23 protein-coding genes are annotated in these 26,472 nt (G+C 42.6%); 15 read left to right on the forward strand and 8 right to left on the reverse strand.

The window, feature by feature from the left end:
* The first annotated feature begins 155 nt into the window (after positions 1-155).
* Entirely contained in the window at positions 156-2,525 is a 2,370-nt protein-coding gene (locus AC1DIV_RS09895) for a penicillin acylase family protein (RefSeq protein WP_477576253.1), read from the forward strand.
* Positions 2,526-2,577: 52 nt separating this feature from the next.
* Here AC1DIV_RS09895 and AC1DIV_RS09900 read toward each other — a convergent pair whose 3' ends face one another.
* Both AC1DIV_RS09900 and AC1DIV_RS09905 read right to left on the reverse strand, forming a co-directional pair.
* Positions 2,578-2,796, reverse strand: coding sequence for a hypothetical protein (locus tag AC1DIV_RS09900; RefSeq protein ID WP_048678007.1), 219 nt, complete (start codon positions 2,794-2,796; stop codon positions 2,578-2,580).
* Positions 2,789-3,412: a sigma-70 family RNA polymerase sigma factor gene (locus tag AC1DIV_RS09905; protein ID WP_191929957.1), complete on the reverse strand. Its 624-nt coding sequence runs from the start codon at positions 3,410-3,412 to the stop codon at positions 2,789-2,791. Before AC1DIV_RS09905 ends, AC1DIV_RS09900 begins: the two co-directional genes overlap by 8 nt.
* Positions 3,413-3,568: 156 nt before the next feature.
* On the opposite strand from AC1DIV_RS09905, the gene AC1DIV_RS09910 reads away from it, so the two are divergent.
* The 4 genes from AC1DIV_RS09910 (at position 3,569) to AC1DIV_RS09925 (ending at position 9,597) form a co-directional block, all read left to right on the forward strand.
* On the forward strand, positions 3,569-3,733 hold the full coding sequence (locus AC1DIV_RS09910) for a YvrJ family protein (RefSeq protein WP_081088496.1): 165 nt from the start codon (positions 3,569-3,571) through the stop codon (positions 3,731-3,733).
* A gap of 410 nt (positions 3,734-4,143) precedes the next feature.
* Positions 4,144-4,962 carry a GNAT family N-acetyltransferase gene (locus AC1DIV_RS09915; RefSeq protein ID WP_477576255.1) on the forward strand — a complete coding sequence of 273 codons (819 nt, stop codon included), beginning with the start codon at positions 4,144-4,146 and terminating at the stop codon, positions 4,960-4,962.
* Positions 4,963-5,002: 40 nt separating this feature from the next.
* The gene (locus tag AC1DIV_RS09920) at positions 5,003-5,461 is read left to right on the forward strand and encodes a DinB family protein (protein ID WP_477576257.1); all 459 of its coding nucleotides are present in this window, start codon (positions 5,003-5,005) and stop codon (positions 5,459-5,461) included.
* 317 nt (positions 5,462-5,778) lie between these two features.
* Positions 5,779-9,597 carry a bifunctional 2',3'-cyclic-nucleotide 2'-phosphodiesterase/3'-nucleotidase gene (locus AC1DIV_RS09925; protein WP_477576258.1) on the forward strand — a complete coding sequence of 1,273 codons (3,819 nt, stop codon included), beginning with the start codon at positions 5,779-5,781 and terminating at the stop codon, positions 9,595-9,597.
* 348 nt (positions 9,598-9,945) lie between these two features.
* Here AC1DIV_RS09925 and AC1DIV_RS09930 read toward each other — a convergent pair whose 3' ends face one another.
* A complete protein-coding gene (locus AC1DIV_RS09930) occupies positions 9,946-10,344 on the reverse strand; it encodes a TspO/MBR family protein (RefSeq protein WP_477576274.1) in 399 nt (132 codons plus the stop codon).
* Between the two features lie 174 nt (positions 10,345-10,518).
* Here AC1DIV_RS09930 and AC1DIV_RS09935 point away from each other — a divergent pair, with 174 nt between their 5' ends.
* Positions 10,519-11,382 (forward strand): DUF4349 domain-containing protein, encoded by an 864-nt coding sequence (locus AC1DIV_RS09935; protein ID WP_477576260.1) that lies wholly within the window; start codon positions 10,519-10,521, stop codon positions 11,380-11,382.
* 45 nt (positions 11,383-11,427) lie between these two features.
* On the opposite strand, the gene AC1DIV_RS09940 is transcribed toward AC1DIV_RS09935, so the two are convergent.
* The 4 genes from AC1DIV_RS09940 to AC1DIV_RS09955 form a co-directional block, all read right to left on the reverse strand.
* On the reverse strand, positions 11,428-12,795 hold the full coding sequence (locus AC1DIV_RS09940) for an amino acid permease (protein WP_048685272.1): 1,368 nt from the start codon (positions 12,793-12,795) through the stop codon (positions 11,428-11,430).
* A 319-nt stretch (positions 12,796-13,114) separates the two neighbouring features.
* Positions 13,115-14,272, reverse strand: coding sequence for an endonuclease (locus tag AC1DIV_RS09945; protein ID WP_477576262.1), 1,158 nt, complete (start codon positions 14,270-14,272; stop codon positions 13,115-13,117).
* Between the two features lie 200 nt (positions 14,273-14,472).
* Positions 14,473-14,820: a phage holin family protein gene (locus AC1DIV_RS09950; protein ID WP_048685276.1), complete on the reverse strand. Its 348-nt coding sequence runs from the start codon at positions 14,818-14,820 to the stop codon at positions 14,473-14,475.
* A 471-nt stretch (positions 14,821-15,291) separates the two neighbouring features.
* Positions 15,292-16,182 carry a TetR/AcrR family transcriptional regulator gene (locus AC1DIV_RS09955; RefSeq protein WP_477576264.1) on the reverse strand — a complete coding sequence of 297 codons (891 nt, stop codon included), beginning with the start codon at positions 16,180-16,182 and terminating at the stop codon, positions 15,292-15,294.
* Between the two features lie 618 nt (positions 16,183-16,800).
* On the opposite strand from AC1DIV_RS09955, the gene katA reads away from it, so the two are divergent.
* The 4 genes from katA to AC1DIV_RS09975 all read left to right on the forward strand — a co-directional run bounded on the left by katA (position 16,801) and on the right by AC1DIV_RS09975 (position 20,610).
* A complete protein-coding gene (katA, locus tag AC1DIV_RS09960) occupies positions 16,801-18,255 on the forward strand; it encodes a catalase KatA (protein ID WP_477576266.1) in 1,455 nt (484 codons plus the stop codon).
* 198 nt (positions 18,256-18,453) lie between these two features.
* Positions 18,454-18,585 (forward strand): hypothetical protein, encoded by a 132-nt coding sequence (locus tag AC1DIV_RS09965; protein ID WP_477576268.1) that lies wholly within the window; start codon positions 18,454-18,456, stop codon positions 18,583-18,585.
* A 138-nt stretch (positions 18,586-18,723) separates the two neighbouring features.
* Entirely contained in the window at positions 18,724-19,356 is a 633-nt protein-coding gene (locus tag AC1DIV_RS09970; RefSeq protein WP_477576270.1) for a glycosyltransferase, read from the forward strand.
* A 60-nt stretch (positions 19,357-19,416) separates the two neighbouring features.
* On the forward strand, positions 19,417-20,610 hold the full coding sequence (locus AC1DIV_RS09975; RefSeq protein WP_477576271.1) for a M14 family metallopeptidase: 1,194 nt from the start codon (positions 19,417-19,419) through the stop codon (positions 20,608-20,610).
* Positions 20,611-21,047: 437 nt separating this feature from the next.
* Here the strand turns inward: AC1DIV_RS09975 and AC1DIV_RS09980 are convergent, their stop codons facing one another.
* Positions 21,048-21,374, reverse strand: coding sequence for a hypothetical protein (locus tag AC1DIV_RS09980; protein WP_226990476.1), 327 nt, complete (start codon positions 21,372-21,374; stop codon positions 21,048-21,050).
* Positions 21,375-21,650: 276 nt separating this feature from the next.
* Between AC1DIV_RS09980 and purT the strand changes: the two genes are divergently transcribed.
* The 5 genes from purT (at position 21,651) to AC1DIV_RS10005 (ending at position 26,292) form a co-directional block, all read left to right on the forward strand.
* Positions 21,651-22,811: a phosphoribosylglycinamide formyltransferase 2 gene (purT, locus tag AC1DIV_RS09985; protein WP_063595889.1), complete on the forward strand. Its 1,161-nt coding sequence runs from the start codon at positions 21,651-21,653 to the stop codon at positions 22,809-22,811.
* Positions 22,812-23,475: 664 nt separating this feature from the next.
* Positions 23,476-24,792 carry an alkaline phosphatase gene (locus tag AC1DIV_RS09990; protein WP_445670173.1) on the forward strand — a complete coding sequence of 439 codons (1,317 nt, stop codon included), beginning with the start codon at positions 23,476-23,478 and terminating at the stop codon, positions 24,790-24,792.
* Positions 24,793-24,812: 20 nt separating this feature from the next.
* Positions 24,813-25,460 carry a DUF4352 domain-containing protein gene (locus AC1DIV_RS09995; protein ID WP_340877928.1) on the forward strand — a complete coding sequence of 216 codons (648 nt, stop codon included), beginning with the start codon at positions 24,813-24,815 and terminating at the stop codon, positions 25,458-25,460.
* A 103-nt stretch (positions 25,461-25,563) separates the two neighbouring features.
* Positions 25,564-25,716: a YpzG family protein gene (locus tag AC1DIV_RS10000; RefSeq protein ID WP_072272311.1), complete on the forward strand. Its 153-nt coding sequence runs from the start codon at positions 25,564-25,566 to the stop codon at positions 25,714-25,716.
* Between the two features lie 195 nt (positions 25,717-25,911).
* Positions 25,912-26,292, forward strand: coding sequence for a nucleotide excision repair endonuclease (locus AC1DIV_RS10005; protein ID WP_170946990.1), 381 nt, complete (start codon positions 25,912-25,914; stop codon positions 26,290-26,292).
* The last annotated feature ends 180 nt before the right edge of the window (positions 26,293-26,472 follow it).

Consider the following 26,472-nt stretch of genomic DNA (forward strand, 5'->3'; position numbering starts at 1 on the left):
ATTCGACGTTGCTCGAAATAATCCGTACTTGCGCCTTTCTTCCTTCTTGAAATAAAAAGAGAGAATGTGAGGAGGGTGGTAGGAAAGATGGAGTTAAACGCGGAATATCTTAAATAGAAAGAAAGAGAGTTTTAAGGGGAGAGGAAGATGAATCGATGGAAGTTGCCGTACCTCAGCAAAAGCCAAAACGGAAGTGGAGAAAGCGGGCGCTATGGAGTTTTGGAATCCTGATCATACTTTCGCTGTCAGTCTTGATTGCCGCAAATGTATTTCTTTCAAGATCCTTGCCGGAAACAAAGGGGGAAATATCGCTTCCAGGTCTTTTGAAACCGGTTACGGTGGTGAGGGATTCAAGTGGGGTCCCGCATATAAACGCAGCGAGTGAACATGATTTGTATTTAGCCCAAGGATATATCCAAGCCCAGGACCGTTTATTTCAAATGGATTTAAGCAGGCGTCAGGCGTCAGGTAGATTGAGTGAAGTGATTGGTGAGAAAACCGTCAAAAATGATAAGTATTTCCGCACACTTGGTTTGAGGAGGGCGGCCGAAGCCTCTTATGCTGCATATTCAAGTGACGGAAAAGAAGCCTTGGATATGTTTGCCGAGGGTGTAAATCTTTATATCGATGAATTGAAGGAGAATGGGAAATGGCCGGCGGAGTTCACTCTGCTTGGATACGAACCGGAGCCTTGGACACCCGTCGATTCGCTGACCATCGGTAAATATATGGCCTTTGATTTAGGAGGGAACTGGGAAGATCAGGCGTTTAGGCAGTATTTGCTGCAAACGTTCCCCAAGGAAAAGGCATATGATTTATTTCCTGATTATCCAAAGAACGCTCCATATATCATCAGCAAGGAAGAACTGGATATTGAAAAAAGTTTTGCAGGGGCCGTTATTCCTTATGAATTCAACGGCAGCAATAACTGGGTCGTTTCAGGCAAGAAAACGCAATCCGGTCAGCCGTTATTGGCGGATGATCCCCATCTGGGATTGGCTACACCGTCGGTTTGGTATCAAATGCATTTGGAGGCCCCGTCAGTCAATGTGAGCGGTGTTATTTTTGCCGGGATTCCGGGAATCATACTAGGTCATAACGAAAAGGTCGCTTGGGGTGTGACCAATACCGGTCCGGATGTTCAGGATCTGTATATTGAGAGGAGAAACCCGGAAAACGAGAAAGAATTCTCCTACAAAGGTAAATGGGAAAAAGCTGAAATCTTGGACGAACCCATCAAGGTGAAGGATGGGAAAACACTTGACTATCAAGTGACGGTTACCCGCCATGGACCCGTTGTCTCCGAGTTTGCCGGAAAAAGCGGAAAAGATACCGTGCTTGCCTTAAGGTGGACGGCACTTGATCCATCTGCCGAGCTTGAAGCGGTATTGAATATGAATAAGGCGGGAAGCTGGAAAGAATTCGAAAAGGCCCTCTTGAAATTCGAAACGCCGGCACAGAATTTCGTCTTTGCCTCAGCCGATGGGACCATTGCATACAAGGCGAATGGGAAAATCCCAATCCGGAAAAAAGGTGATAGTATGCTGCCTGTACCTGGATGGACGGATGAATTTGAGTGGAAAGGCTATATTCCCTTTGATGAACTTCCAAAAACGGTGAATCCAAAAGAGGGATTCATTTCGACAGCGAATAATAAAGTCATATCAGATGATTACCCTTACCATATCAGCAATAACTGGGCACAGCCATACCGCCAGATGAGGATACAGGAGTTTTTAAAGGCGAATAAAAAGCTTACGGCCGAGGATATGCAAAGCCTGCAGATGGATAAAGTGAATTTGCAAGCTAAGGAGTTTGTTCCTCGATTCGTGGAGGTATTGAAAGGTCCATCTGGGAAACAGGAAGCCCAGGCACTGACGATTCTGAAGAAATGGAATCATATCGATTCCGCTGATGAAGCGGCACCGATGATTTTTAATGTCTGGATGCGAAATATAGGGGATGTTCTGCTAAAAGAAGAAATACCGGAAGAAACCCTCAACCTTTTTAATGGAAGGCGTTCGGCCGTTGATGAACTGCTAAGGCGGGCACTGGATGGTAAGCCGGGCCCTTGGATTGAAGATGCAGGCGGACTTGAGCAGGTGCTTGCCAAGTCGTTACAGGTGACGTTAACGGAACTGGCAGAATCACAAGGTGACGATATAGCAGATTGGGAATGGGGAGACTATCATCAGGTCAGGTTTAACCACCCGCTATCAAGTGTCGCCCCGTTACATTATTTATTTAACGGCGGCGGCGGCATTCCGGTAGGCGGCAGCAGTGTCACCGTACAGGCGGCAGCATTTTTAGATGATGGAACCGTTAATCACGGTGGCTCCTGGCGATTCGTCATCGACCTAGCCGACATGAATCAAGGATATCACCTTGTTGGTCCGGGTCAATCAGGTAACGTTAAAAGTGAGTGGTATCACGATCAGCTTGATGATTGGGCAGAGGGTACTTATCACAAAACCACGATGGACGATCCAAAAGGGGATAAGCTGACATTGAAACCATCATACTGAGATTCAAAAAAAAGTACCAAGACCAGCATCTTTCTCTGGACTTGGTACTTTTTCATTGTTTTTGCTTAGTCAGGAATTCTGCAAGGAACTCCTCAAAATTGGGGGCTTCGATTGCTGCGATTTTTTCATATGATTCAATGATCTTGAGTTTAATTTCTTGCTCCAGATCATTCCGGTCTTGATAGTTCGTGTTTTTTAATGATTTTTTTATTTTAGGATTCAAAGAGTCGATCAGGTCCAACAATTCTTCTTTTGACAGTTTTTTATCCACAATGGCTTTTCTCCTTTCTAACATATACCTCATCCATATAGTGCTTTCGAAGTTTTTTTAGAGCTTGTTTACGAATGCTTGAGATATTCTGTGGCGACTCCTGGAAATAGGCAGCGATTTCCTTGTTGGATAGGCCGTAGGAAAAGATCATGGTCAGCACCAGGCTTTGTTTGGCTGTTAACTTCTTCAAGGCTTTTATCATCTCTTCATCACTTATGTGTGAAGCGAGTTCATTCGATTCCCCCATCTTTTCAAGTTGAACATCCAAGGTGCCGATTCGATCGATCAATCCGCCAGTATCCCTTGGTGTCGCATCAAGTACCATATGATAGCGTTCCCGCTGCTTCCGTGCCCTTTTATCAAAATCAACAGAGAAGAAGTAAATTAAGGAGCACATGTATTTGTATACTTTAGCCCGGTAATAGAAAATTTTGAAAGTCTCGTTGAGATGATCAATGTTGTGGGAAGAAGGGGAATCAAGAGTTTCAGTGAAAATCTTTAAATGCTCTGGGTTCTGTAAGAATAATTGAATGATCGGTTGTGCAAAGAAAGATGAGTACTGTTGCTGCAGAAACTCCAATGAATGAGAAAAAAAATGAGAAGTTAATTGGTTCATTGTTATCCCTCCTTTTATTAATAAAGTGATAGACAAGGGGAATAAATCAATTATATAGGAACATTCGTTCTTTTTTCCATAAATCAATAGTGCTAGATTGATTTTTTTTGACAAGTTTCACTTTAGATATCAGATACAAGAAAAGGGGTGAAGAGGATGATGATTGAGGATGCTACTATGTGGGTTTCATTAGTTAGCGAATTTGGCTATCCATTCGTCGTTTCTATGTTTTTGCTCTTCCGCTTCGGTAAACAATTAAAAGAACTGACAACGGACGTAGAGAACTTAAAAAAGTCCGCTCATAAAACGAAAAAACGATAACCTCAGGACGTAAGTGCCGGATGGTAAACACCGAATTTCGGATTCTATACTAAAAAGGGTCCGGAATTCGGGTATAAAGAAATGGGTACTAACTGATTCAAGCTTTTGTTAAATCCCTCCCTTAACCTAAAATAAAATAATAATAAACCATTATTTGGAATATAGCACAAAATAGGTAAAAAATAATCGTCATTTGGAATCATTTTACTGCTATAATTCATCCGTCAATGGAATTAGATAGGAAATCCTCCCCTCGTAGGATTTTAGTTTTATGGATTAAAGTGAAAATACTTTTAAAAAAACAACATTCATCAATAAACTTCTGAATAGTTTGCAGCACCCAAGTAAAAGGGTGCTGCTTTTCTTATTTTTTGGTAATAAACTGATAATATGGAAAAGGGGTGGCAAATTTGAAAAATGGACAGCTGGAAGATATTCGGATCCTGCAGCAAGAATGTGAACGGGAAGGTTTTACGTTAAAACTGAATTGGGAAACGCTTCGCAGTCGAAATGGTGTTCATAAGAATGATTTTCTCCACTATGATGGATTGAAGCTGGTTGGTTTTCTGGGTCTTTACGATTTTGGAAACAAAGCGGAGATGTGCGGGATGGTGCACCCTGACTACCGGAGGCAGGGCATTTTTACTAAGCTGCTGGAAGAGGCGATAAGGAGCGCCGTGGAGCGCAACTATAAGGTGATTCTCTTGAACTCACCTGCGCAATCACATTCTGGGACAGAATTTTTGAAACAGTTCCCATGTGAGTTTGCTTTCTCAGAGTTTCAAATGAAGTGGTCCGAAACGGAGCTTGATGATTATGATGATGCAGTCGTCCGCCCTTCACGGAGAGATGATGAGGAAACGGAAATTCAGCTGGATATTCAATGTTTCCGATTTACGAAACGAGAGGCGAAGGATTATTATCAGCGCATCCTATATGAGGATACTCTGAAAACCATGATGATTGAAAAGGGTGGACGCGCAGTCGGTAAGATCCGTGTTGATCACTCAGGCCGGGAAGCGTGGATATATGGATTTTCCATTTTGCCAAAATACCAGGGAAAAGGACTTGGAAGAAAGGCATTGAAAAAGGTTGTAGCCGAACAATGCCAGCTGGGATATGAAATTTTTCTCGAGGTCGAGGCGACTAATGAGCATGCGTTAAGACTCTATGAATCTTGTGGCTTCAAAACGATTCAAAGACAGGATTATTATCAATACAAAGGCTGAAGGGGATTTGACGACAAAGAGTGTTAGGGGGCTGGGATGGATGTTGACATTATTCCATTATAACTGGCAGGTGAGAAGGGAATGGTTCAAGTGGTGCCGGTCCTTACCGAATGAGGAGCTGAAACGGCAGCGTACGGGAGGGATGGGCAATATATTGCGGACACTTGCCCATATTATCGATGTCGAATGCAGCTGGATCAGGGCCATACAAGGGAGGCCTGATGTCGCGATCGATTTGGATGCTTATGATACGATCGGAAAAGTGGAGGATTTATCTAACCAATATCACTCAGAGGTCATGGACTATTTGAACTCGCATGCAATTGAAGAAGGGAATGGAATGGTTCAGCCATCCTGGATGGAGGGGACATATGAAAAAGGCAGGATACTGCGCCATCTCATAGCGCACGAAATTCACCATATAGGCCAGCTGTCCATCTGGTCGAGGGAGATGGGCATCGAACCGGTATCCGCCAGTTTAATAGATCGGGATTTATAGGTTTGCCGTTTCAAAGGGTTTCCCTGAAAAAAGAGCGTAAGGAACGATCTTTAAAATCCATACGATGTTAGCAGGCTGGTTCATTTTCATGGGCCAGCTTTTCTCTATCAGGGGACATTATCCCTAAGGATTCATAGGGATTCTATGATGATTCATTTACATGATTGAAGGTATATCGAGCTAGGCGCTTTGGATGGGAATGAGTAAAAAGTACCATTTATTCAAAATTCGTAATATTACGGTAAATTTTGGCGATAATTCGACAAAATCATGATATATTATTCTAGCATTTTACAAAACTAGAAGGGTTGTGAAGTATGTCGTACAAGATTCATGTTAAGAAGATGCTCGCCCCGATCCTTGCTGTGAGTTTGATTACAGCGCCATTTACCGTACCGGGGGAGGCATCCGCCAAAGAGTCTAATAAGAAACCGGCCACGACTGAACCATTTATCATTTCAGCTCCTACTGTTCATTACTCAAAAGGCACCAAAGCGACTGTAACGGTCACACCGAAAAAGGGGAACAAAGGAAATGAAACCGTTGTCTTTCAATTAATGAATGGGACGAAGGTCATTTCACAATCAGCCGTTGAGGCGGATATTAAATCGGCCCAAAAGTTCTCGGCGTACTTCAACTCGTACAAATCGGGTTATTGGGTTAACGTATCGGTTGTCTCCAATTATAACGGCCATACGAGTGACTTCGGCAAAAGCCTGGCAGCCTCCGTTTCGGATGCCCCATTTGAACTAAGGGTCATGGAAACGACTGATATACACACCAATCTGGTGAGCTATGATTATTATAAGGATGCCGTATCGGACTCCGTCGGCTTTTCCCGCACGGCATCTTTAATCAAACAGGCACGAAAAGAAGTGAAAAATAGCGTTTTAGTGGATAACGGCGACCTTATTCAAGGGACCCCCCTAGGTACGTACAAAGCAAAAATAGTGCCACTGAAAAAGGGTGAAGTCCATCCCGTTTATAAAGCGATGAACTTGCTTGACTATGATGTGGCCACATTCGGCAATCATGAATTCAATTATGGTTTATCTTATTTGGACGAGGCCATCAACGATGCGAACTTCCCTTACGTCAATGCCAATGTTTATAAAAAGGATAAAGACAATAATCCAAAGAATGATAAAAATAAATATGCTCCTTATAAAATCGTCACGAAGAAAGTGAAGGACATCAATGGAAAAGAAAAATCAGTAAAAATAGGATACATTGGATTTGCCCCTCCGCAAATCATGGATTGGGATAAAGCGAATCTAGACGGTAAGGTCATGACAAAGGAAATCGTCACGACTGCAAAAAAATATGTACCTGAAATGAAGAAAAAAGGCGCGGATGTCATCGTGGCCCTCACGCATTCCGGGTTTAATGGCGATACCAAGAATACCGAGGATGTCATCTATTCATTAAGCAAGGTATCCGGCATCGATGCCATCACGTTCTCACACACACATAAAGTCTTCCCGGCACAAGATGAGGCTTCTTTAGACAGCCTATTCAAAGATAGCCAAGGAAAAGTCCTTGAAGGCGTGGATAATAAAAAGGGTACCATCAATGGTGTACCAGCCGTTCAAGCAGGATATGGAGGCAGTCATCTCGGGATCATCGATCTTGATATCCAAAATATCAAGGGAAAATGGAAAGTCGTCAATTCCGATTCATCAACACGGGCAATCAACGACAAAATAACAGGAAAAAAAGCGGCTGAAGATGCAGCTGTCGTCAAAGCCGTGAAGAAGGATCACGAAGGAACGATCAAGTATGTTAACACGCCAATCGGAACGACTACAGCTCCAATTCATAGTTATTTCGCCCTTGTTCAAGACGATCCTTCCGTACAGGTCGTGACGAGCGCACAGAAATGGTATGTAGAAAAATACATTCAAAGCAACCGCCCTGAATACAAAGACTTGCCCATCCTCTCTGTAGGAGCCCCATTCAAAGCGGGTCGCAATGGCGTCGAGGAATTCACGGAAATCAAGGAAGGCGGACTGACCATTCGCAGCGCCGGTGATTTATATTTATACGATAATACCTTGAAGGCAATCAAGATCAAAGGGTCCGTGGTTAAAGAGTGGCTTGAGATGTCAGCCGGGAAATATAATACGATCGATCCTGCCAAGTCTGAGGAACAGGAGCTGCTTAATGGAAAGTTTGCCGTCTATAATTTTGATGTGATTGACGGTGTCACGTACCAAATCGATGTCACCAAGGCTCCGCGCTATGATGAAAAAGGGATAAAAGTGTCGGATTCAAGCAGGATTGCAGATTTGAAATATAATGGTGAACCAGTGGACCCGAATCAAGATTTCATCGTCGTGACGAATAATTACCGTGCTTCGGGCGGGGGGAACTTCCCGGGAGTCAAGGGCAGCGAATATGTGGTTGACTCTGCGGATGAAAATCGCCAGATCTTGATGGATTACATCACACAAGAGGGTGAGATCAATCCAACCGCTGATAATAACTGGTCGATAGCCCCGATTTCAGGCAAGGTGAACGTTACTTTCACCTCATCGCCAAAAGGTGCGGAATATTTAAAGGAAGACAGCTCGATTTCCTATACAGGCAAAAAGGATGATAAAGGCTTTGGCATTTACAAATACAATTTGGGCAAAGAAAACGTTAAGGTGCAACTGCTCGGGATCAATGATCTTCACGGCCAGCTTGATACCACCTCCGATTTCGGCGGCATCAAACAAGGGCGTGCAGATTATTTAGCCGCACACTTGAAGCAGCGGAAAGCTGAAAACCCTGAAAATACACTTTTACTTTCGGCAGGGGATGCCGTTGGGGCAAGTGCACCCGTTTCTTCTTTGATCCAGGATAAACCGACGCTTCAGTTTTTGAATAATATGAAATTCGATGTCGGGACTGTCGGGAACCATGAGTTCGACAAAGGGGTAGAAACCTTGATGGCTCAGATCAATGGCGGAAAGTCGCCAACATCCGATGTGGTATTCGATAAATTGAACTTTCCATATGTAGTGGCCAATGTCGTATATAAAGACACGAAAAAACCGATTTTGGACCCTTACGTCATAAAAAAGGTCGGCGGGGTTGATATTGGGTTCATAGGTGTAGTCACGAATGCCACACCTCAAAAAGTAAGTCCGGATGGCATTAAGAATGTGGAATTCATAGAACAGGCACCTGCCGTAAATAAGGCGGTAAATGAGTTGAAAGGTAAAGGCGTCAAATCGATCGTGATCATCTCACATGACCCAGGCACGGAAAAGGAAGGGGTCATCACAGGCGAAGTGGCTGATCTTGCTAATGCCGTGGATGATGAAGTGGATGTGATCTTAGCAGGAGATAATCATGCAAAGGTCAATAACTATGTCGATAATAAATTGATCGTACAAGCTTACTCTTATGGAACGGCTTTTGAAGATGTGGATTTGGAAATCGATCCAAGCACAAAGGATATTGTTAAAAAGTCAGCTGAGATTGTTACGGTTACACAAGATGGCATCACACCGGATGCCGGGACGACGAAATTCATCAACGACTACCTGGACATGTTCCCCGAGCTGAAAGCTCCGCTTGGGACAACGGATGAGAAAATTTTAAGAACCAATGCCTATACGCAGGAAACGGGCCTTGGGAATTTAATTGCCGATTCAATGAAGGCCGATTTGAACTCCGATTTTGCCTTCATGAATCCAGGCGGAATCCGTGCAGATATTCCAAAGGGGGAAGTCACTTTTTCCGATTTAGCGAAAATCCAGCCGTTCGGAAACGTATTGGTTAAGCTGGAACTGACTGGAGCCGAAGTGAAAACGCTGCTCCAACAGCAATGGATCGTGGAAGGATCTCCGAAAACTTTGCAAATTTCTGGACTGAGCTATACAGCCGACTTCAGTAAACCTGTCACGGAACGTGTCACCTTATTGAAGAAAGCGGACGGAACACCAATCAAGGATACCGAAACATACACGGTGGCCGTCAATGATTTCATGGCAAGCGGCGGTGATAACTATACCGTCCTGAAAGGAAAAGAGCGTGTGTTTGGACATGCAGACCTGGAAGCATTCGTTAACTATGTGAAAGAAACCTTTAAAGGCGGAAAGATCACGGCAGAAATTGAAGGCAGAATTACGAATATCAATAATTAGTTGGGGTTTACTCGTAAAACTAGCACATTTACTCGTAAGTTCAGAGGATTTACTCGTAAAATTGGGGATTTACTCGTGAGTTTAGCGGGTTTACTCGTAAAATTGGGCATTTACTCGTGAGTTTAGCGGGTTTACTCGTAAAATTGGGCATTTACTCGTGAGTTTAGCAGGTTTACTCGTAAAATTGGGCATTTGCTCGTGAGTTTAGCAGGTTTACTCGTGAAATTGGGCATTTACTCGTGAGTTTAGCGGGTTTACTCGTGAAAATAGCACATTTACTCGTGAAAAATGCACATTTACTCGTGAGTTTTCAACTTTTACTCGTGAAACTCTAAAAGGGAGCGCTCCTTAATATAAGGGGCGCTCTTTTTTGTGATTAATTGTTTCTGAAGCTAAACCTGATGTACGGTCTATTTTATAAAACTCGAATGCCGTCAATGTAATCAAGGTCAGCAGTGCAGCCATTTCAATAAAGGCTGTTCCGCGCAAGCCCCATTTGAAGAATAAAAATGACCATAAGAAATTCAACCCTAATTGAGTATCATAAAGGAGTTCAGCGGACTTCGATTCTTTTTCTTTGGATGCAATGCGATATTTCGCTATTCCCATGATTGTATAAGGGCTGGTCCAAGCAACGGGGAAAGTCCAGGAAGGAGGAGCAAAAGCAGGTTTCTTGAGTTTGTCATTTCTTTTGAATTCCTTGTGGCGAATATCCCCACAAGTGAACCTCCGACGACAGGTACCAATACACTTTTAGCCAATTTTCCGTAGTTCATAATGCAATCCTCTTCTTTCTTCATTATTTGTATGTTCTTATACCTTTACCTTCGCAACTGAAAATAAAACATCCCCTTTAATCAAGAAGTGTAACTTTCTTCCAAACTTTACGTCGGTACTAGTAAGAAAAGGGGGGGAATACCGATGAACCGTAAAACAATGATGCTCTTGTTCAGTTTGTTCCTTTTACTTGCTGGATGCAGCAGTAACGAAAAAGATGATTCAGCATCGGAATCACAGGATGAAAAGGCGGAAAGTAAAATGGACGCTTCCATTTCCGGGAATAAGGTGCAGGAAGAAGTAGCGGAAAAGGAAGGGATGACGGATGAAAGAAAGGTCATCCATCAGGCCCAGCTTGAGTTGAAGGTGAAGAACCTTGAAAAGGCACAAATGAAGATTGAGAATAAGGTGGCTGAATATGGCGGATATGTTGTTGAGTCCAATGTATACAGGGAAGATGAAGAACTGGTGGAAGGAACGATCACTGTTCGGGTCCCTGAAGCCCATTTTCAGGTTTTTCTAACCGATAGCGAGGGCGAGGCTTCTGAAGTGGTCGGAAGGAATGTGACAGGACAGGATGTAACGGAGCAATATGTGGATTTAAAAGCAAGGTTGAAGTCAAAGAGGGCAGTGGAGGAAAGGTTGCTTGCATTCATGAAGGATGCTGAGAAGACGGAAGATTTGCTGAAAATATCATCCAATCTTGCCGTGGTGCAAGAAGAAATAGAACAGCTGACCGGGCAAATCAAGTATCTTGAAAACCAGACTTCGTATTCCACCGTCACCATCACGTTATCACAGGACAGGATAGTTGTGCCGGGCATTGATAATAAGGAATTGAATACATGGGAGAGGACGAAGAAACAACTTGCAACGAGTGCGAATCTATTACTTAAAGCGGGTTCAGGAATCATTGTTTTTATAATAGGAAACTTGCCGATCCTCATTATTTTAGGAGGAGCTGGTGCGGTGGTCCATTGGGTGATCAAAAGAAGGGGTAAAAGGTGAAGGAATTAATAGAGGGTGCCAATTAGACTGGGCACCCTCTGCTATTTATCTTTTCCGTTTATGCAAGCCGGTCACATAATACAGGGCTACCAACAGTAGGATCCAAATCGGACCAACGATTAGAGCGATTCTTGTATCTGCTGAAAAACCGAGTACTATCATTACGAATACCAAAAAGGCTAAAGTGAAATAAGAAGTGAATGGGAAAAGAGGCATTTTGTAAGATAAGCCTTGTTTTTCTCCCTGACTCATTTTTCGTCTAGACATAATCTGTGTGACAAGTATCGTTCCCCATGTCCAGAGGGCGCCGAATGTAGCGACACTTGTGACGTAAGTGAAAACTTTATCGGCTTCCATGTAGTTAAGGTAAACGCCGAAAAGAAGTACGATAGCCGAAACGATAATGGCAACGCCAGGAACGCCTGACTTTGTTGTACGTTCGAAACTTTTTGGTGATTCACCTTGCTGTGCCAGGTTGAATAACATTCTTCCTGTACTGAAGATCCCGCTGTTACAAGATGAAAGGGCTGCTGTCAGTACGACAAACTGAATGATTCCGGCTGCGCCTGGTATACCGATTTTATCAAACATCATAACGAATGGGCTGTTTTCTCCATTCATTTCATCCCATGGAGTGATCGATAAAATGACCGTCAGAGCTAAAACGTAAAAAAGTAAAATCCGATAAAAAACGGTATCGATGGCTCTTTTTAAAGATTTTTCAGGGTTTTTAACTTCACCTGCGGTTACACCGAGCATTTCAATTCCCAAATAAGCGAACATGACCATTTGGAACGAGAGGATGACTCCAGAAATCCCATTAGGGAAAAATCCGCCATTTTCTACAAGGTTGCCGAAACCGACCGCGATTCCGCCGTTCCCCAAACCAAAGATGATCATTCCGAAGCCAAGGACAATCATCAGGATGATTGTTACGATTTTAATAAGGGCGAACCAGAACTCCAATTCACCGTAAGCTTTTACAGCAAGAAAGTTAATCGTTGTCATGATGGCAAGTGCGGCTAATGCCCAAGCCCATTGCGGAGTATCAGGGAACCAAAATTGCATGTAGATTCCGACTGCCGTAATTTCAGCCATACAGGTGGCGATCCAAACGAACCAGTAATTCCATCCGGTTATATATCCGGCTAGAGGACCGACAAATTCGCTAGCGTAACGGCTGAAGGAGCCTGCGACTGGATTTTTTATTGCCATTTCACCTAGTGCACGCATGATAAGATAGATCATAAGTCCGCCAATGGCATAAGAAATGATGATTGCTGGACCGGCTAATTTAATCGCAGATGCCGAGCCGAGAAATAAACCGACTCCAATGGCTGCGCCAAGAGACATTAATGCGATATGTCTTTCTTCCAAACCTCTATGTAGTTGAGATTCTTTGGAGTTTTGCATAATTTTCCCCTTTTCTATGTTGGAGTTTAATTTTCTCTATCTAGCATTTTATCACTAGTAGAGGTGAATACATATTATTTATTGATTTTTCACATAATATTACAATTAAATAATATATTTTAATAGTTAGAATGTAAAGAAAAATATGAAAACGCTTACTAAGAAAGTGTTCCTAAGATTTTTCATCGTAATATAATCTTTCGAAACTAATTATAATGCTATACAAACAAAATATAATTATGTGATTTTTCTAAAGATTTAGACATTTAAAAATAAAAAAAAGCTGTCCCGAAGATCAGCAACAGCTTGATTCGTTTCATCATTGCCAGATGGCGGAGGCCCATTCAGGATGATCAATGAAAGGGTTGCGATTATGCTGATATTGATTATAAATGATCTCATTTCGGTTACGCTCGAAGGCATCTACAGGATCCTGTTCATTCCACTCCAGTAAGACAGCCAATTTACCATGATAAGGGGCGGTGCCATTATTCACTTGATTATTCAGCTCTAAATTGACTTCCCCTGCATCACCCTCGTAACGAACCGCCATATAAAACAGCATCCGGGCGACGTCACCTTTTACGCTATCGCGAGGTTCCCACGAATCAGAATCATAGTAATTTCCTGTCGCTTCGGTATGTTCAGAACCTCCATTATCAAAGTCCAGGTTGTTTCTTGTACTGTTGACGGAGGCATCAGTAGGCCGAAGGTGATGCAGGTCGGTGCCGGGTCCTAAAGTGGTACCAAAATCACCATGTGATTTTGCCCATACATGCTCACGATTCCAATCATTAACACCTGATCCGTTCAGCGTTTTTCCTTGGGAACGCCCTGTATAAAGTAGAATGACATTATTGGCGTTATTCGGGTCCTCATCGGTTATCCGTAAAGCTTCCCAGACATTTGAATACGATATTTCCGTATGGTCATCGATGATTTCATGGAGGGCTTTCTTTAATGACGCCCCTGATTTACCGCTGGCTGAATCATAGTATGAGCCAACCCCCGGTGTCTCCTGTTCTGGTGAATCATTCCCTGAAGACATGGCAGATACATCTTTTAAGCCTGGATGGGTGAAATAGGCACTCAGTGTACCGGTGACGGTGACTTTTTTTCCTTTTAATGCAGGATTTGTTTTTAACCCAAATTCTGAGCGGAAGGAGGATGGAATCTGAACATAAACCATATTGGCAATGTTTGTTTCCGATGAGCTGTCTGCAAGTGCTATGGCATAATCATTCGGATAGCTGCTCGTAATGACGGTATTGGCTGACGTGGGCTGTCCTACCACATATCCACTGACCGTTTTAATCATGCTGTCTTGATTCGTAATGGCTTGGGAAACGGAGTAAGGAGATGACGAGCTGCCATCGCCAGCTGCGGCTAGTGATGGAGTGATGAAAAGAGCGGGAATAAGGAAAGCGAGCACGAGTACAATGGACAGGGCAAATCTTGATTCATGTTTTGTGAACATGTGATTCCTCCATAATTCGATTCATACCCATTTCCAGAGAAATTGGCATGTATATGTAAAGTTATGGATATTAGCCGCTTTTTCCTTCTGGATTGTCAAAAATGAGAGAAAACAGCTAGAGATGCTTAGCGGAATTTAGTGAAATAGCCCGGGAAATATCGAAGGCTGTCATGGAAATGACATGAAAAACCGTCAGCATGCTACTGACGGTTTTTTTTACTCTGTTTTATAAGAAGACTTTGAATGAAACTCAATAACAATGATCCGATTAAAGCCCCCCAAAAAGAATCTATTACAAAGCCACTGACAACATAGGAAGTGATTTGGAATGTGAAGGCATTGATAATGAAAGAAAACAACCCGAACGTCAGGATGGTGATCGGCAATGTGATAAGTTGGAGGATGGGTCTAACCAGCAAGTTCATGATCGATAATATAAAAACCGCCAGCAAGGCAGTTCCGTAAGATTTGATCGTGATGGAGTCGAGAAGCCAGTCAATAACGAGCAATACCAGCCCGTTGATAAGAAAACGCATGATTATGTTCATGAAAAACTCCTCCTGAAGTCACTTTCTACAAGTCATTATACTAAAATTTGATGAATTTCAGTTATATGTTTGCAGAATTGTCACAAAAAAAAGAGGATACGATAAGCATTCCCCCAGAATGGAAAGAACCCTTTTAAGGGTCATAAAAGAGTTCTTCTTTAAAAAACAGTCCAGTTGATTGGAACGGAAGGTACGAGACTCCTGCGGAAAAAGCGCGTCACGGGAGACCCCACAGGCGCTTGCGCCGAGGAGGCTCCCGGACCGCCCGCGGAAAGCGAGTGCCTGTAGTGGAAATCAACGTTTCTTTTTACAAACCCTCAAAAAGGACGTTTCAGCTAGTTTTCTTCGTTGCGGATTTTATAAAACAGTAAAAAACCATGAAGGATAACTTGGTTTCTTGTAAAATTATGGTTGGTGATAAGGCCATTCCGAACCCCATTTGTCTACAAAATGGGATTCATTAGGTTCTCTTTAGTTGTTGGCAATGATCTTTTCGAATTCACTTAATTCCAAAGTGTTTTTTAATTTGGGATTGGTGTTTAAGGAAAGAAGGGCACTTTCAATAAGAAAGGTTCGCGGTTCAACGTTTTGTAATAATTCCTCTTGGATAAAGTGAATCAATTTTAAGTTTTTAACCCGTTCCGCTTCATCATCTTGGCAAAGCCTCAAGATCATCTTTTTTAGGTCATTTGCAGAGTGCAGGAGTGCTGTATGAAAATCCTGCTGGTTATGGAAGCACTCAGGCAGCCATTGCTTGATGAGATCGGGTTCCAAAAGCTGTGCATTTGACTTGCTGACATCTTCGAAAATCGATTTAATCCTATCGACACAATAACGGATAATTTCAGTAGGGTTGAACTCAGGCTCTTTAGCCAAGGCATTAAAATGAATCGTTTGATGCATCATTCCCGAGTAAAGAATGGCACAGTCCAAAATATAAGGTTTTTTTTCAGCACCGAAAATGTCCAGAAACCGTTTTGATAACCAATGGATATGCTGGAATTTAGCATGTGTTATGAAGTTCTTAAGTTCGCTATCATTTGAAATCATTACTTCTTCATATAAGAAAAAGATTTTGTTGTTTTTGTTTGAGTGCATTTGTAATTCTGATTGTTTGATGAATATTTCAATATCTGCAAGGTTTTGCCCAATCAGCAATTCATTCCGCTCTTTTTCGAATTTTTCTTGCGAAGTTAGGAAGACTGCCTTAAGCAATTCGCTTTTAGAAGAAAAATAGTTATAAAATGTTCCTTTTGAAATGCCGCTATAATCTAAAATATCCTGAATGGAAGTTGCTTGGTAACCCTTTTCAATAAATAATTGGTGCGCATATTTAACTACCAGTTGTTTGCGCTCATTCATATATATCACCCTTACTCTTATTGGACGGTCATTTTAACGTAATAGTATCTTATTTTCTATATGAACACAAACCGGTATGTTTACAAATTCTCTAGTAAAATAAGGGGGATGGCCTTTTGTTTCAGCGGATTCAGGAAGGGTTCTGCTGAAAGATAGGGTTTACAAAAGCAATGAAAAATTCGGTTTCTATGCATCCGGCTATTCGTCATTCTGTGAATAAAGGCTGACGAAGTGAACAAAGTCACAGGAGAACACTTCGGTTTGTTATAAGATGAATAGAAGAAAAGGGTGAAGTAGCGCAAAGTATCTATGATTATTCGTTAACCATTCTCGATTGCTATCCCATTGGTAGGAGAAATGATAAAATCACTCGTCATGAAGGAAAATCGCCTATAAGGGTCGTATACCATTATTAGGAATACAATTATCTGAATAGGCTGTTCCATCAGCGTTTGTACCTTTTGGGCTATCCATATTATGGATGTTTTTGGAGTTATATCATCAGCGAGTGAATAATGAATTGATTATTATATTAAAATTATTATAAATAAGTATTGATTTTTTTCTGAGAAGCTTTATCATTATATACATAAATAATAATGAAAAGGTGGTTCAATTATGTCGAATAAGAAAAACCTTACTACAAGCTGGGGAGCCCCAGTTGGAGACAATCAAAACTCTATCACTGCCGGTGAACGCGGCCCTGTGCTCATTCAAGATGTACACTTATTGGAAAAGCTAGCTCACTTCAACCGTGAACGTGTCCCTGAACGTGTGGTTCATGCGAAGGGTGCCGGTGCATACGGTACTTTCGAAGTAACGAACGACCTTTCTCAGTACACGAAAGCTAAGCTTTTCAATGGTGTGGGCAAGAAGACAGATCTTTTTATCCGTTTCTCCACAGTTGCAGGTGAATTGGGTTCTGCAGATACAGTCCGTGACCCGCGTGGATTTGCCGTTAAATTCTACACCGAAGAAGGAAACTACGATATCGTCGGTAATAATACACCAGTATTCTTTATTCGCGATGCGATTAAATTCCCCGACTTCATCCATACACAAAAGAGAGATCCTAAAACACATTTGAAAAACCCTACGGCTGTTTGGGATTTCTGGTCACATTCACCGGAATCTCTGCACCAAGTGACGATCCTGATGTCCGATCGGGGCATTCCTGCTACACTTCGTCATACACATGGTTTCGGTAGCCACACATTTAAATGGGTGAATGCTGAAGGAGAAGGCGTTTGGGTGAAATACCACTTCAAAACAGAACAGGGCATCAAAAACCTTGATGTGGATCTTGCTGCAAAACTAGCAGGTGAAAACCCTGATTACCATACGGAAGATCTTTTCAATGCGATTGAAAAAGGGGACTTCCCTGCCTGGAAATTATATGTTCAAATCATGCCTCTGGAAGATGCGGATACATACCGTTTCGATCCATTCGATGTGACGAAGGTATGGTCTCAAAAAGATTATCCGCTGATTGAGCTTGGCCGTATGGAATTGAACAGAAATCCTGAAAACTACTTTGCTGAAGTAGAGCAAGCCACATTCTCACCGGGAACATTCGTACCGGGAATTGAGGCTTCCCCGGACAAGATGCTTCAAGGTCGTCTATTCGCATACGGAGATGCACACCGTTACCGTGTGGGCTCGAATCATAACCAGCTTCCGGTTAACCGTCCGAAAGTGGAAGCGAACAACTATCAGCGTGACGGCTTCATGCGTGCAGATGACAATGGCAAGGGATCTGTTTATTATGAGCCGAATAGTTTTGGCGGCCCTGCCGAATCAGAGGAAAATAAAGTCACTCCTTTCGAGGTGACCGGGAAAGCTGCACAAGTTGGTCATAATAGTGATGATCACTACACTCAAGCAGGTGACTTATACCGTCTATTGAGTGCCGAAGAGAAAACGCGCCTTGTTGACACGATCGTGGGCGCAATGAAACCTGTGGAATTAGAGGAAATCAAGCTTCGTCAAATCGGTCATTTTTATAAAGCCGATCCGGAATACGGAACGCGCATAGCCGAAGGTTTAGGTTTATCTGTACCGCAAGAAGTGTAAAATATGAAACTCCCAATCTAGTAAATGCAAACAGGCATCCATTCATGAATGGATGCCTGTTTTGTGTACACAGGACGCCGTTTTTAAATGACACCCCACAAGTTCGGTAAGAATATATAGTTATAAATGTCTTCAGGGAAAGTCTTGCAGTCAGATTAATTGGGGGCCAGTCAAGATTAACAGTAAAGGGTGGTATTAATGACCAGTAAAAAGGTTCGGGTGTTAGTGGGCAGTCCAATTTACCAAAAATCACATATTTTACAAAAGTTCTCTGCTTTCACTCAAACGGTTGGATGCGGAGGGGAAGGAACTTGCCTATTTCTTCATTGATGACAATGAAGATGAGCGATCAAGCAAGATGCTCGAAGATTTCAGTCAGGAGCAGAACAATGTCAAATTACTAGCATCCAATCAAAGCGATATTTATGTGTGTAATGGCACTACCCATTACTGGAATGAAAATCTGGTATGGAAGGTCGCGGATTTCAAAAAGATGAAGCCGTGATTATTGATGACGGCAGCACGGACAATTCCGCAGAGGTTTGTTTAGAGGTTTTGAAAGGGATGCCGGTGCGTATCATCAGGAATGATATCTCCAAGTTCTCCAATGAAATTGAACTTCGTAAAATGCAATGGAAAGAGACGGTGAAGTCAAATCCCGAGTGGATATTAAATCTTGACGCCGATGAAGTGTTTGAAAATAGTTTCAAAGAGGAAGTCAGGCAGCTGATAAGCGATCAAGAAGTGGATGTATATTGCTTCCGGTTATATGACTTTTGGAATGATACCCATTACAGGGGGGATGAACACTGGTGCGCTCACCAGTATTACCGGCCGTTCCTGGTCAGATATCGGGAGGGGTTTGAATGCAAATGGAACGATAGGCCGCAGCATTGCGGTAGATTTACGGAAAATGTCTTTGAATTGCCTCACAAGTTATCCGACATACGATTGAAGCATCTGGGCTGGGTCAAAAAAGAAGATCGGATGGCGAAATTCAAAAGATATCGGGAATTAGACCCTGATGGTACGTATGGAAGTACTGAGCAATATCAAAGCATTCTGGATGAAAACCCCAATTTGGTTCGTTTTGAGGAGTGACTTTTGCTTTGGCAATAATTGAATCGAATCTGCATACATTTGGTTAAGAGGAGGTGCAGTATGGACGTTTTTGTGCGGCAAAATGATTCCTTGTGGTATTATAGCCAATTATTCAAGGTGAATTACCAACTTATCATTGATTCCAATAGTGGGATTGATCCACTTGCACTTATGATTGGCCAACAAATCAAAATACCTGGCTTTACGACGACCGGCTATACCATAAAGCAAGGTGATTCATTATGGGCAATTGCCAGGTCACGCAATCTTTCAATGGATGCCCTATTTTTAGTTAATCCCAATCTCAACCCGAATGCCTTGCAAGTCGGTCAGACAATTTCTGTGCCATTAAGGATTACGTGGAGGCTCATTCAAGGTAATCGGGAATATGATTATGGGACGATGATGACCGATGTTAGACGTTTGAAAACAATCTATCCATTTATAAAAACCTCCCCCATCGGGGACTCCGTGCTTGAAAGGGATATCCCCGAGGTTCTGATTGGAAATGGCAACAAACGAGTTCACTATAATGGTTCCTTTCATGCGAATGAGTGGATAACGACGCCTGTGATCATGACCTTTTTAAATGATTATTTACTCGCAATCACGAATCAGGCCGACATCCGCGGTCTAGATATGTTTCCCTTTTATCAACAGACGATGCTGTCGATCGTCCCAATGGTGAATCCGGACGGAGTGGAGTTGGTTTTGAAAGGACCGCCTGCAGATGAGACATTGAGAGGACGGCTCATCGAATGGAATAATGGAAGCGAAGACTTCTCTGGCTGGAAAGCCAATATCAATGGTGTGGATTTGAATGATCAATTTCCCGCCGAATGGGAACTGGAACAAGCCCGTAATAATGTAACGGAGCCAGGTCCGGCTAATTATCCAGGGGAAGGGCCGCTTACACAGCCAGAGGCCATTGCAATGTCAGAGTTGACAAAAAAACGTGATTTTGGCAAAGTCCTTGCGTTCCACACCCAAGGAGAGGTGATTTTTTGGGGGTTTGAAGGTTTGGAACCACCCGAGTCGGAAGCGATAGTCAATGAGTTTGCGAGGGTCAGTGGATATGAGCCTGTCAAATCCGCCAATAGTTATGCAGGGTATAAGGATTGGTTCATTCAGGATTGGCGCAGGCCGGGATTTACCGTGGAGCTGGGCAAAGGAACGAATCCCCTTCCCATATCACAGTTCGATGAGATTTATCAGAAGTCGCTTGGGATTTTCTTGGCAGGGTTATATATGTGAAATCTGACCAAATGAAAAAGCTCAACTCCGTTTCCATGGGGTAGAGCTTTTTAGTCTTATAAACTATCAGACTTGAAACGATGAGGGCTGCTGCAAAAAATAAGTAAAGTTATGCTTTACTTATCGATTGCATGATTAACTCGCTTTTTAGCTTGAAATGAACGGACATTTTCCATGCCCCGGTGATTTTGCAGCCCCTACCAAAAGGAATCTAATAGTTTTACGGTAAAGAAGTTACCTTCCTTAGCGCTAGTATTGGCCCCACCTACGCCAGATACTGTGACGGCCACGCATGCCATCCAACCTAATTTCATTATAATAGAAAGCGCTTACATTTTCAAAAGTAATCGTATTGCAAATTTCGACATTCGATAAGTGTCCCTTACCAGTAGGTGGAGAATGGGCATATTACTGATAAGGGCCCTATAAGATTCAGGTTAATCTGCAATGAATTCCTGTAGCTTTTGCCTTAGGCCACCATTGCCGAATTTAATGAACTTTGTCTTTCCGGCTTCCTGTTCCGAGGTAGAAGCGAAATCCAAGAAGGCTAAAAGGTTGATCCGGCGGTGAAGAATATGGACAATGCCGTATTCATAGAACCAATGATCGATCGTGTTGTAAACCCCTCTATTCAGTCGATATTTCTGCTGGCACCAGTGGAAAAATAGTCTGTCAGGAAGATTAAGGTACTCCATGTCTTCTAAGCCTCCATTTTTCTTCTCATTCATGACAGGGGAAATGGTCCTTAGCAATTCCTTTTGCATAGTAAACTCCTCCCTCATTGATAAAAACGAAAAAACCCCCTATTCCTGTTGAATAGAGAGCCTCCAGTAGACTAGTCAGCTTATATATATTCCTTATATAAAAGCAGTATAAAGTGTATTAATCCTATTTGTCAAGTTGGTATTTGATAACGGGAAATAAATATATTCATTTCCTGTTTTCAGTGTGATTTTAAATGAAAATACGAATAAATATTTATGTTTATTCGTTTATAGTTCGTATATAATGTTTTTGAGGAATTAAGGAGGAGAGACTGAATGTATAAATCGAAAAAGATTTTATTATTGGGCTCGGGTGAATTAGGGAAAGAGGTCATACTTGAAGCTCAGCGACTTGGTGTGGAGACCGTTGCTGTAGACCGCTATGAACATGCCCCTGCCATGCAAGTCGCTCATCGCAGTTATGTGATCGATATGCTGGATGCGGAACAACTAAGGGGAGTTGTAGAGAAAGAACAACCCGATTTGATTGTACCGGAGATAGAAGCCATCGCTACATCCGAATTAGTCAAGTTGGAAGAGGAAGGCTTTCAAGTCATTCCGACAGCAAGAGCCGCTAAATTGACGATGGATCGTGAAGGGATCAGGAGGCTGGCTTCTGAAACGCTGGAGATTCCGACAGCAGCCTACAAATTCGCAAACACCTATGAAGAATTTGTCCAAGCTGCCAAGGAAGTTGGGTTTCCCAATGTCGTCAAACCTCTGATGAGTTCTTCAGGTAAAGGGCAAAGTGTGTGCCGCACGGAAGGTGACCTGGAGGATTGCTGGAAAATCGCGATGGAAGGCGGCCGGGTTCAAAATGGACGGGTGATCATTGAAGAATTTATCCGTTTTGATTCGGAAATCACGCTGCTTACTGTCCGGACCGTAAATGGTACCATGTTTTGTGCTCCCATCGGTCACATTCAGCAGGGCGGGGATTATATTGAATCCTGGCAGCCGCATAATATGACAGAAGCACAAATAATGGAAGCGAAAAGAATTGCCCATGCCATTACGGATGAACTTGGCGGGTACGGATTATTCGGGGTAGAGCTTTTCCTCTCAGGGGATAAAGTCTATTTCAGTGAAGTTTCCCCACGTCCGCACGATACGGGGCTAGTGACATTGGTGACTCAGAATTTGTCCGAGTTTGCCCTTCATATTCGGGCGATTCTAGGATTCCCCATCCCGGAAATCAAGCTGATCAGTCCGGGTGCCAGCCGTCCATTAAAAGCGCAAGATGAGTTATCGGAATATTCAATAGTCGGTGTTGAACAGGCTTTGGCTTTACCTAATACACAAGTGCGTCTTTTCGGAAAACCAGTTACAAAGGCAGGTAGAAGGGTTGCGGTCGCCCTGTCGTCTGCCGATTCCATCGAGGTGGCGAGAGTGAATGCGGCCCGTGCTTTGGAATGTTTAGTTGTAGAGAAAGAATAGTGAAAAAAGCGCTCCAGCTTGTCGACAAGAGGGAGCGGATTTCTTAAATAAATAACATGATCTTCACTCCAGGTACTCGCTTTCCGCGGGCGGTCCGGAAGCCTCCTCGGCGCCATTTGCACCTGTGGGGTCTCCCTTGGACACGTTTTTCCAGCAGGAGTCTCGTACCTTCCATTCCAATCAACTGGAATGGTTTTTAAAGTAAAACGTAGGCTGGTCTCATCCCGAACGGTTTAAGAATAGTTTGTGCTTCATGATTTTCCTGCCGAATAACTGGCTAGCCGAAACTCCGCTAGATGCTTGCGACAGGAGGTTTGACAGTCAGTCGGCGAAAAAAAGCGGATTTTCGAAAAAAATGTAACGTTTCTCAAAGATGACTTTGTCTGCTGTCTTACTCTAAAGCATCCTTATTCGGATGCTTTATTTTTTTTCTCCATTAATAGCACATTAAACTCTCCTAACAACCACCCGATTTGAAGACGTTGAATGGCCTGTAATATACCCCAGCTACTGATGATTTCCCTGAATAACCAATTCCGCATGCTGTCTTTACTTTGTCTTAACAATTATCCTGTCGCTTTTTTACATAGCCTTGACATTGAGTTCATTTTCTTCACCTATAGTTAAATTAAATAGAAAACATTACGGGAGGTCATTCATTTGAATCGCACTTGGAAGTTTATCATGGTCCGGTGCGGATCGTGTTTCGGCAAAGGGGAACCCAAATAAAGAACCGGAAATCAAGAACGTTATTTTCCTGATCGGTGACGGCATGGGTGTTTCCTATACCTCCGCTTACCGGTATTTAAAAGATAATCCTGGTACGAAGGTGGCAGAGCGGACAGAGTTTGATAAATACTTGGTTGGCCAGCAGATGACTTACCCAGAAGACTCTGCACAAAATATAACGGATTCAGCTTCAGCCGCTACGGCAATGTCTGCAGGAGTGAAGACTTATAACGCTGCCATTGCAGTGGATAATGATAAATCCGAAGTCAAAACCGTATTGGAAGCAGCAAAGGAAAAAGGAAAAGCGACGGGATTGGTTGCCACTTCGGAAATCACTCATGCTACGCCTGCATCTTTTGGCGCCCATGATGAAAATCGGAAAAACATGAATTCAATCGCAGACGATTATTATAACGAATTAATCAAAGGCAAACATAAAATTGACGTCCTATTGGGCGGTGGGAAGTCCAATTTTGTCCGGCCTGATGTCAATTTGGCGAAAGCCTTCGAAAAAGATGGTTACAGTTATGTGACGGATAAAAATCAAATGTTTAAGGACAAAAATGAGCAGGTCCTTGGTTTATTCGCTTCTGAAGGACTTCCGAAAATGATTGACCGCCCAAGTGATACGCCTTCTTTGGCAGACATGACAAGTTCGGCGATCCAGCGCTTGAATAAAGATAAAGATGGATTCTTCCTTATGGTCGAGGGAAGCCAGGTCGATTGGGCAGGACATGATAATGATATCGTAGGTGCAATGAGTGAAATGGAAGACTTTGAAAAAGCATACAAAGCGGCCATGGAATTTGCGAAGAAAGACAAACATACCTTAGTGGTGGCTACGGCGGATCACTCTACAGGAGGATTCTCGATCGGAGCAAAAGGAATATATAACTGGTACGGTGAGCCAATCAAGGCAGCCAAACGCACTCCTGACTTCATGGCGGATGCCATCGTCAAAGGCGCTGATGGTGAAAAGACGTTAAAGCAATATATTAACCAAAATGTAGTGAAGCTAACTGACGGTGAAATCAAAACGGTAACTGAAGCTGCCAAATCAAAAAATGTGACGAATGTCGATAATGCCATCGAAGCCATATTCGATAACCGGACCAATACTGCCTGGACTACTGGGGGACATACGGGTGAAGATGTTCCAGTCTACGCATACGGGCCATATAAAGAACGTTTTGCCGGGCAAGTCGATAACACGGATCAAGCCAAAATCATTTTTGAGCTATTAAAGAAATAATGACTTCAGGGAGGGATTCAATGAACAGACTGATGATCGGTGCCCTGTTATTAACGGCATTTGGTGCTCTTAATACCCAACCAGCTTACGAAGAAGAAACAACAGCTAAAGAAAAAACAGAGGAAATTGCACGACCACTGGAAAAAAAGGATGTCTATGTTCCGAATCCGCAGCTTCCTGATGATATAAACTTGAACCAAATCGATCAGAATGTTTCCGATGCCAAAGGCGAATTAACTTTGAAGGCCTATAAAAAAGTGAATGAAACGTTGAATGTTGGCCCGGTCGAGGTTAAAGTCAAAGAAATGAAAGTGATGCATGCCACTCCGGATTACAGCATGATCGATTTCTTCCACGGCTATACGCATGATGAAGATTTCGATATCGTAAAAGTGAACGTGGAAATCAAAAACAATTCGGATAAAGAAATTAAGTTTTCGCCAGTTGCTTTCCTTGAAACGGACAGAGGAGAACATCTGACATGGGAAGATGAGATCTATTTGGAAGAACTTACTGGTGAAATAGAAGGAAACGGTTCAAAAAGCGGAAACATTGGTTTCATTCTAAATGATGGAAACATAAAAGGCATATCCGTCATGTCAAGTGATGCGGTGGATGACGATGGGAAAGTCCTTGCAAAAGGCAAGTCAGCTGAATTCGCTTTTTAAAGAATATGTATAAATGGCTGGGAAAAATAAAATACTAGAACAAGTGATGGGGATTACTATCACTGAACGGAATATCCAAATCCTAATGATGAGGTGACACAGAATGAGCTATAAAGATCAATTAGATCCACATTCTCAAAAGTTTCACCATAATTGGACAAGACCTAAGCGTTCAAAATCTCAAGTTAATGGCCACACGCAAGAATCACAAACAAACATTATACTAAGAAGCAATGCAAAGGCTCACAGGTGGTAACGGATATTTCCGATAAAGAAGGAGGCTCCCAAGCGAGTCTTCTTCTTTATATTTAGAATCAGCTTAAACCAAGCAAGGCATTCATGGCTTTTCACTCATAATTATGATACCATTTACCTTTAAGATTGAAGTGATGAGCTTGGCGTGAAACTGGAGTCGATTGAAAGTTTCACCTTATACAAATAGAGGACGTGAATTGTAATGATTAAAATTGAAATCCCTGCAGCGGATATAAGCATCAAACAAAGAAAGCAAGTGATTGAAGGAGACGAAGCTGTCATTCCTGAAATTTACGGGTTTATCGATTTTCATTTGATTCCCCGTGATAAAGGCGGCATCATCTTGTTTTACAATGAAAACGATGAACTGATTTTTGTCGGTAAAGCCCGTAAATTAAGACCAAGGGTCAAGAAGCATTTTGAGGATAATGTTTCTCCGATTAAAGAGCATCGTAATGAAGTCAAGAAAATTGACATTCTTTTAGTCGAAGACGCTATGGAACGTGAAATCTATGAAACGTATATGATCAATAAGCTTCATGCTAAATACAACGTCGATAAAGTGTTTTATAAATAAGCTGTTTTCATAAAGATTGTTGTTTTAAAACGAAACTATTTAAGGTTGATTGGAGCGGAAGTGCGAGACTCCTGCGGGAGCAGCGGGACAGGTGAGACCCCACAGGCGTTTACGCCGAGGAGGCTCACCGCCCGCCCCGCGGAAAGCGAGCATCTGGAGGGGAAATCAACCACAACTCAC

The sequence above is a fragment of the Peribacillus sp. 05N428 genome, from assembly GCF_056397085.1.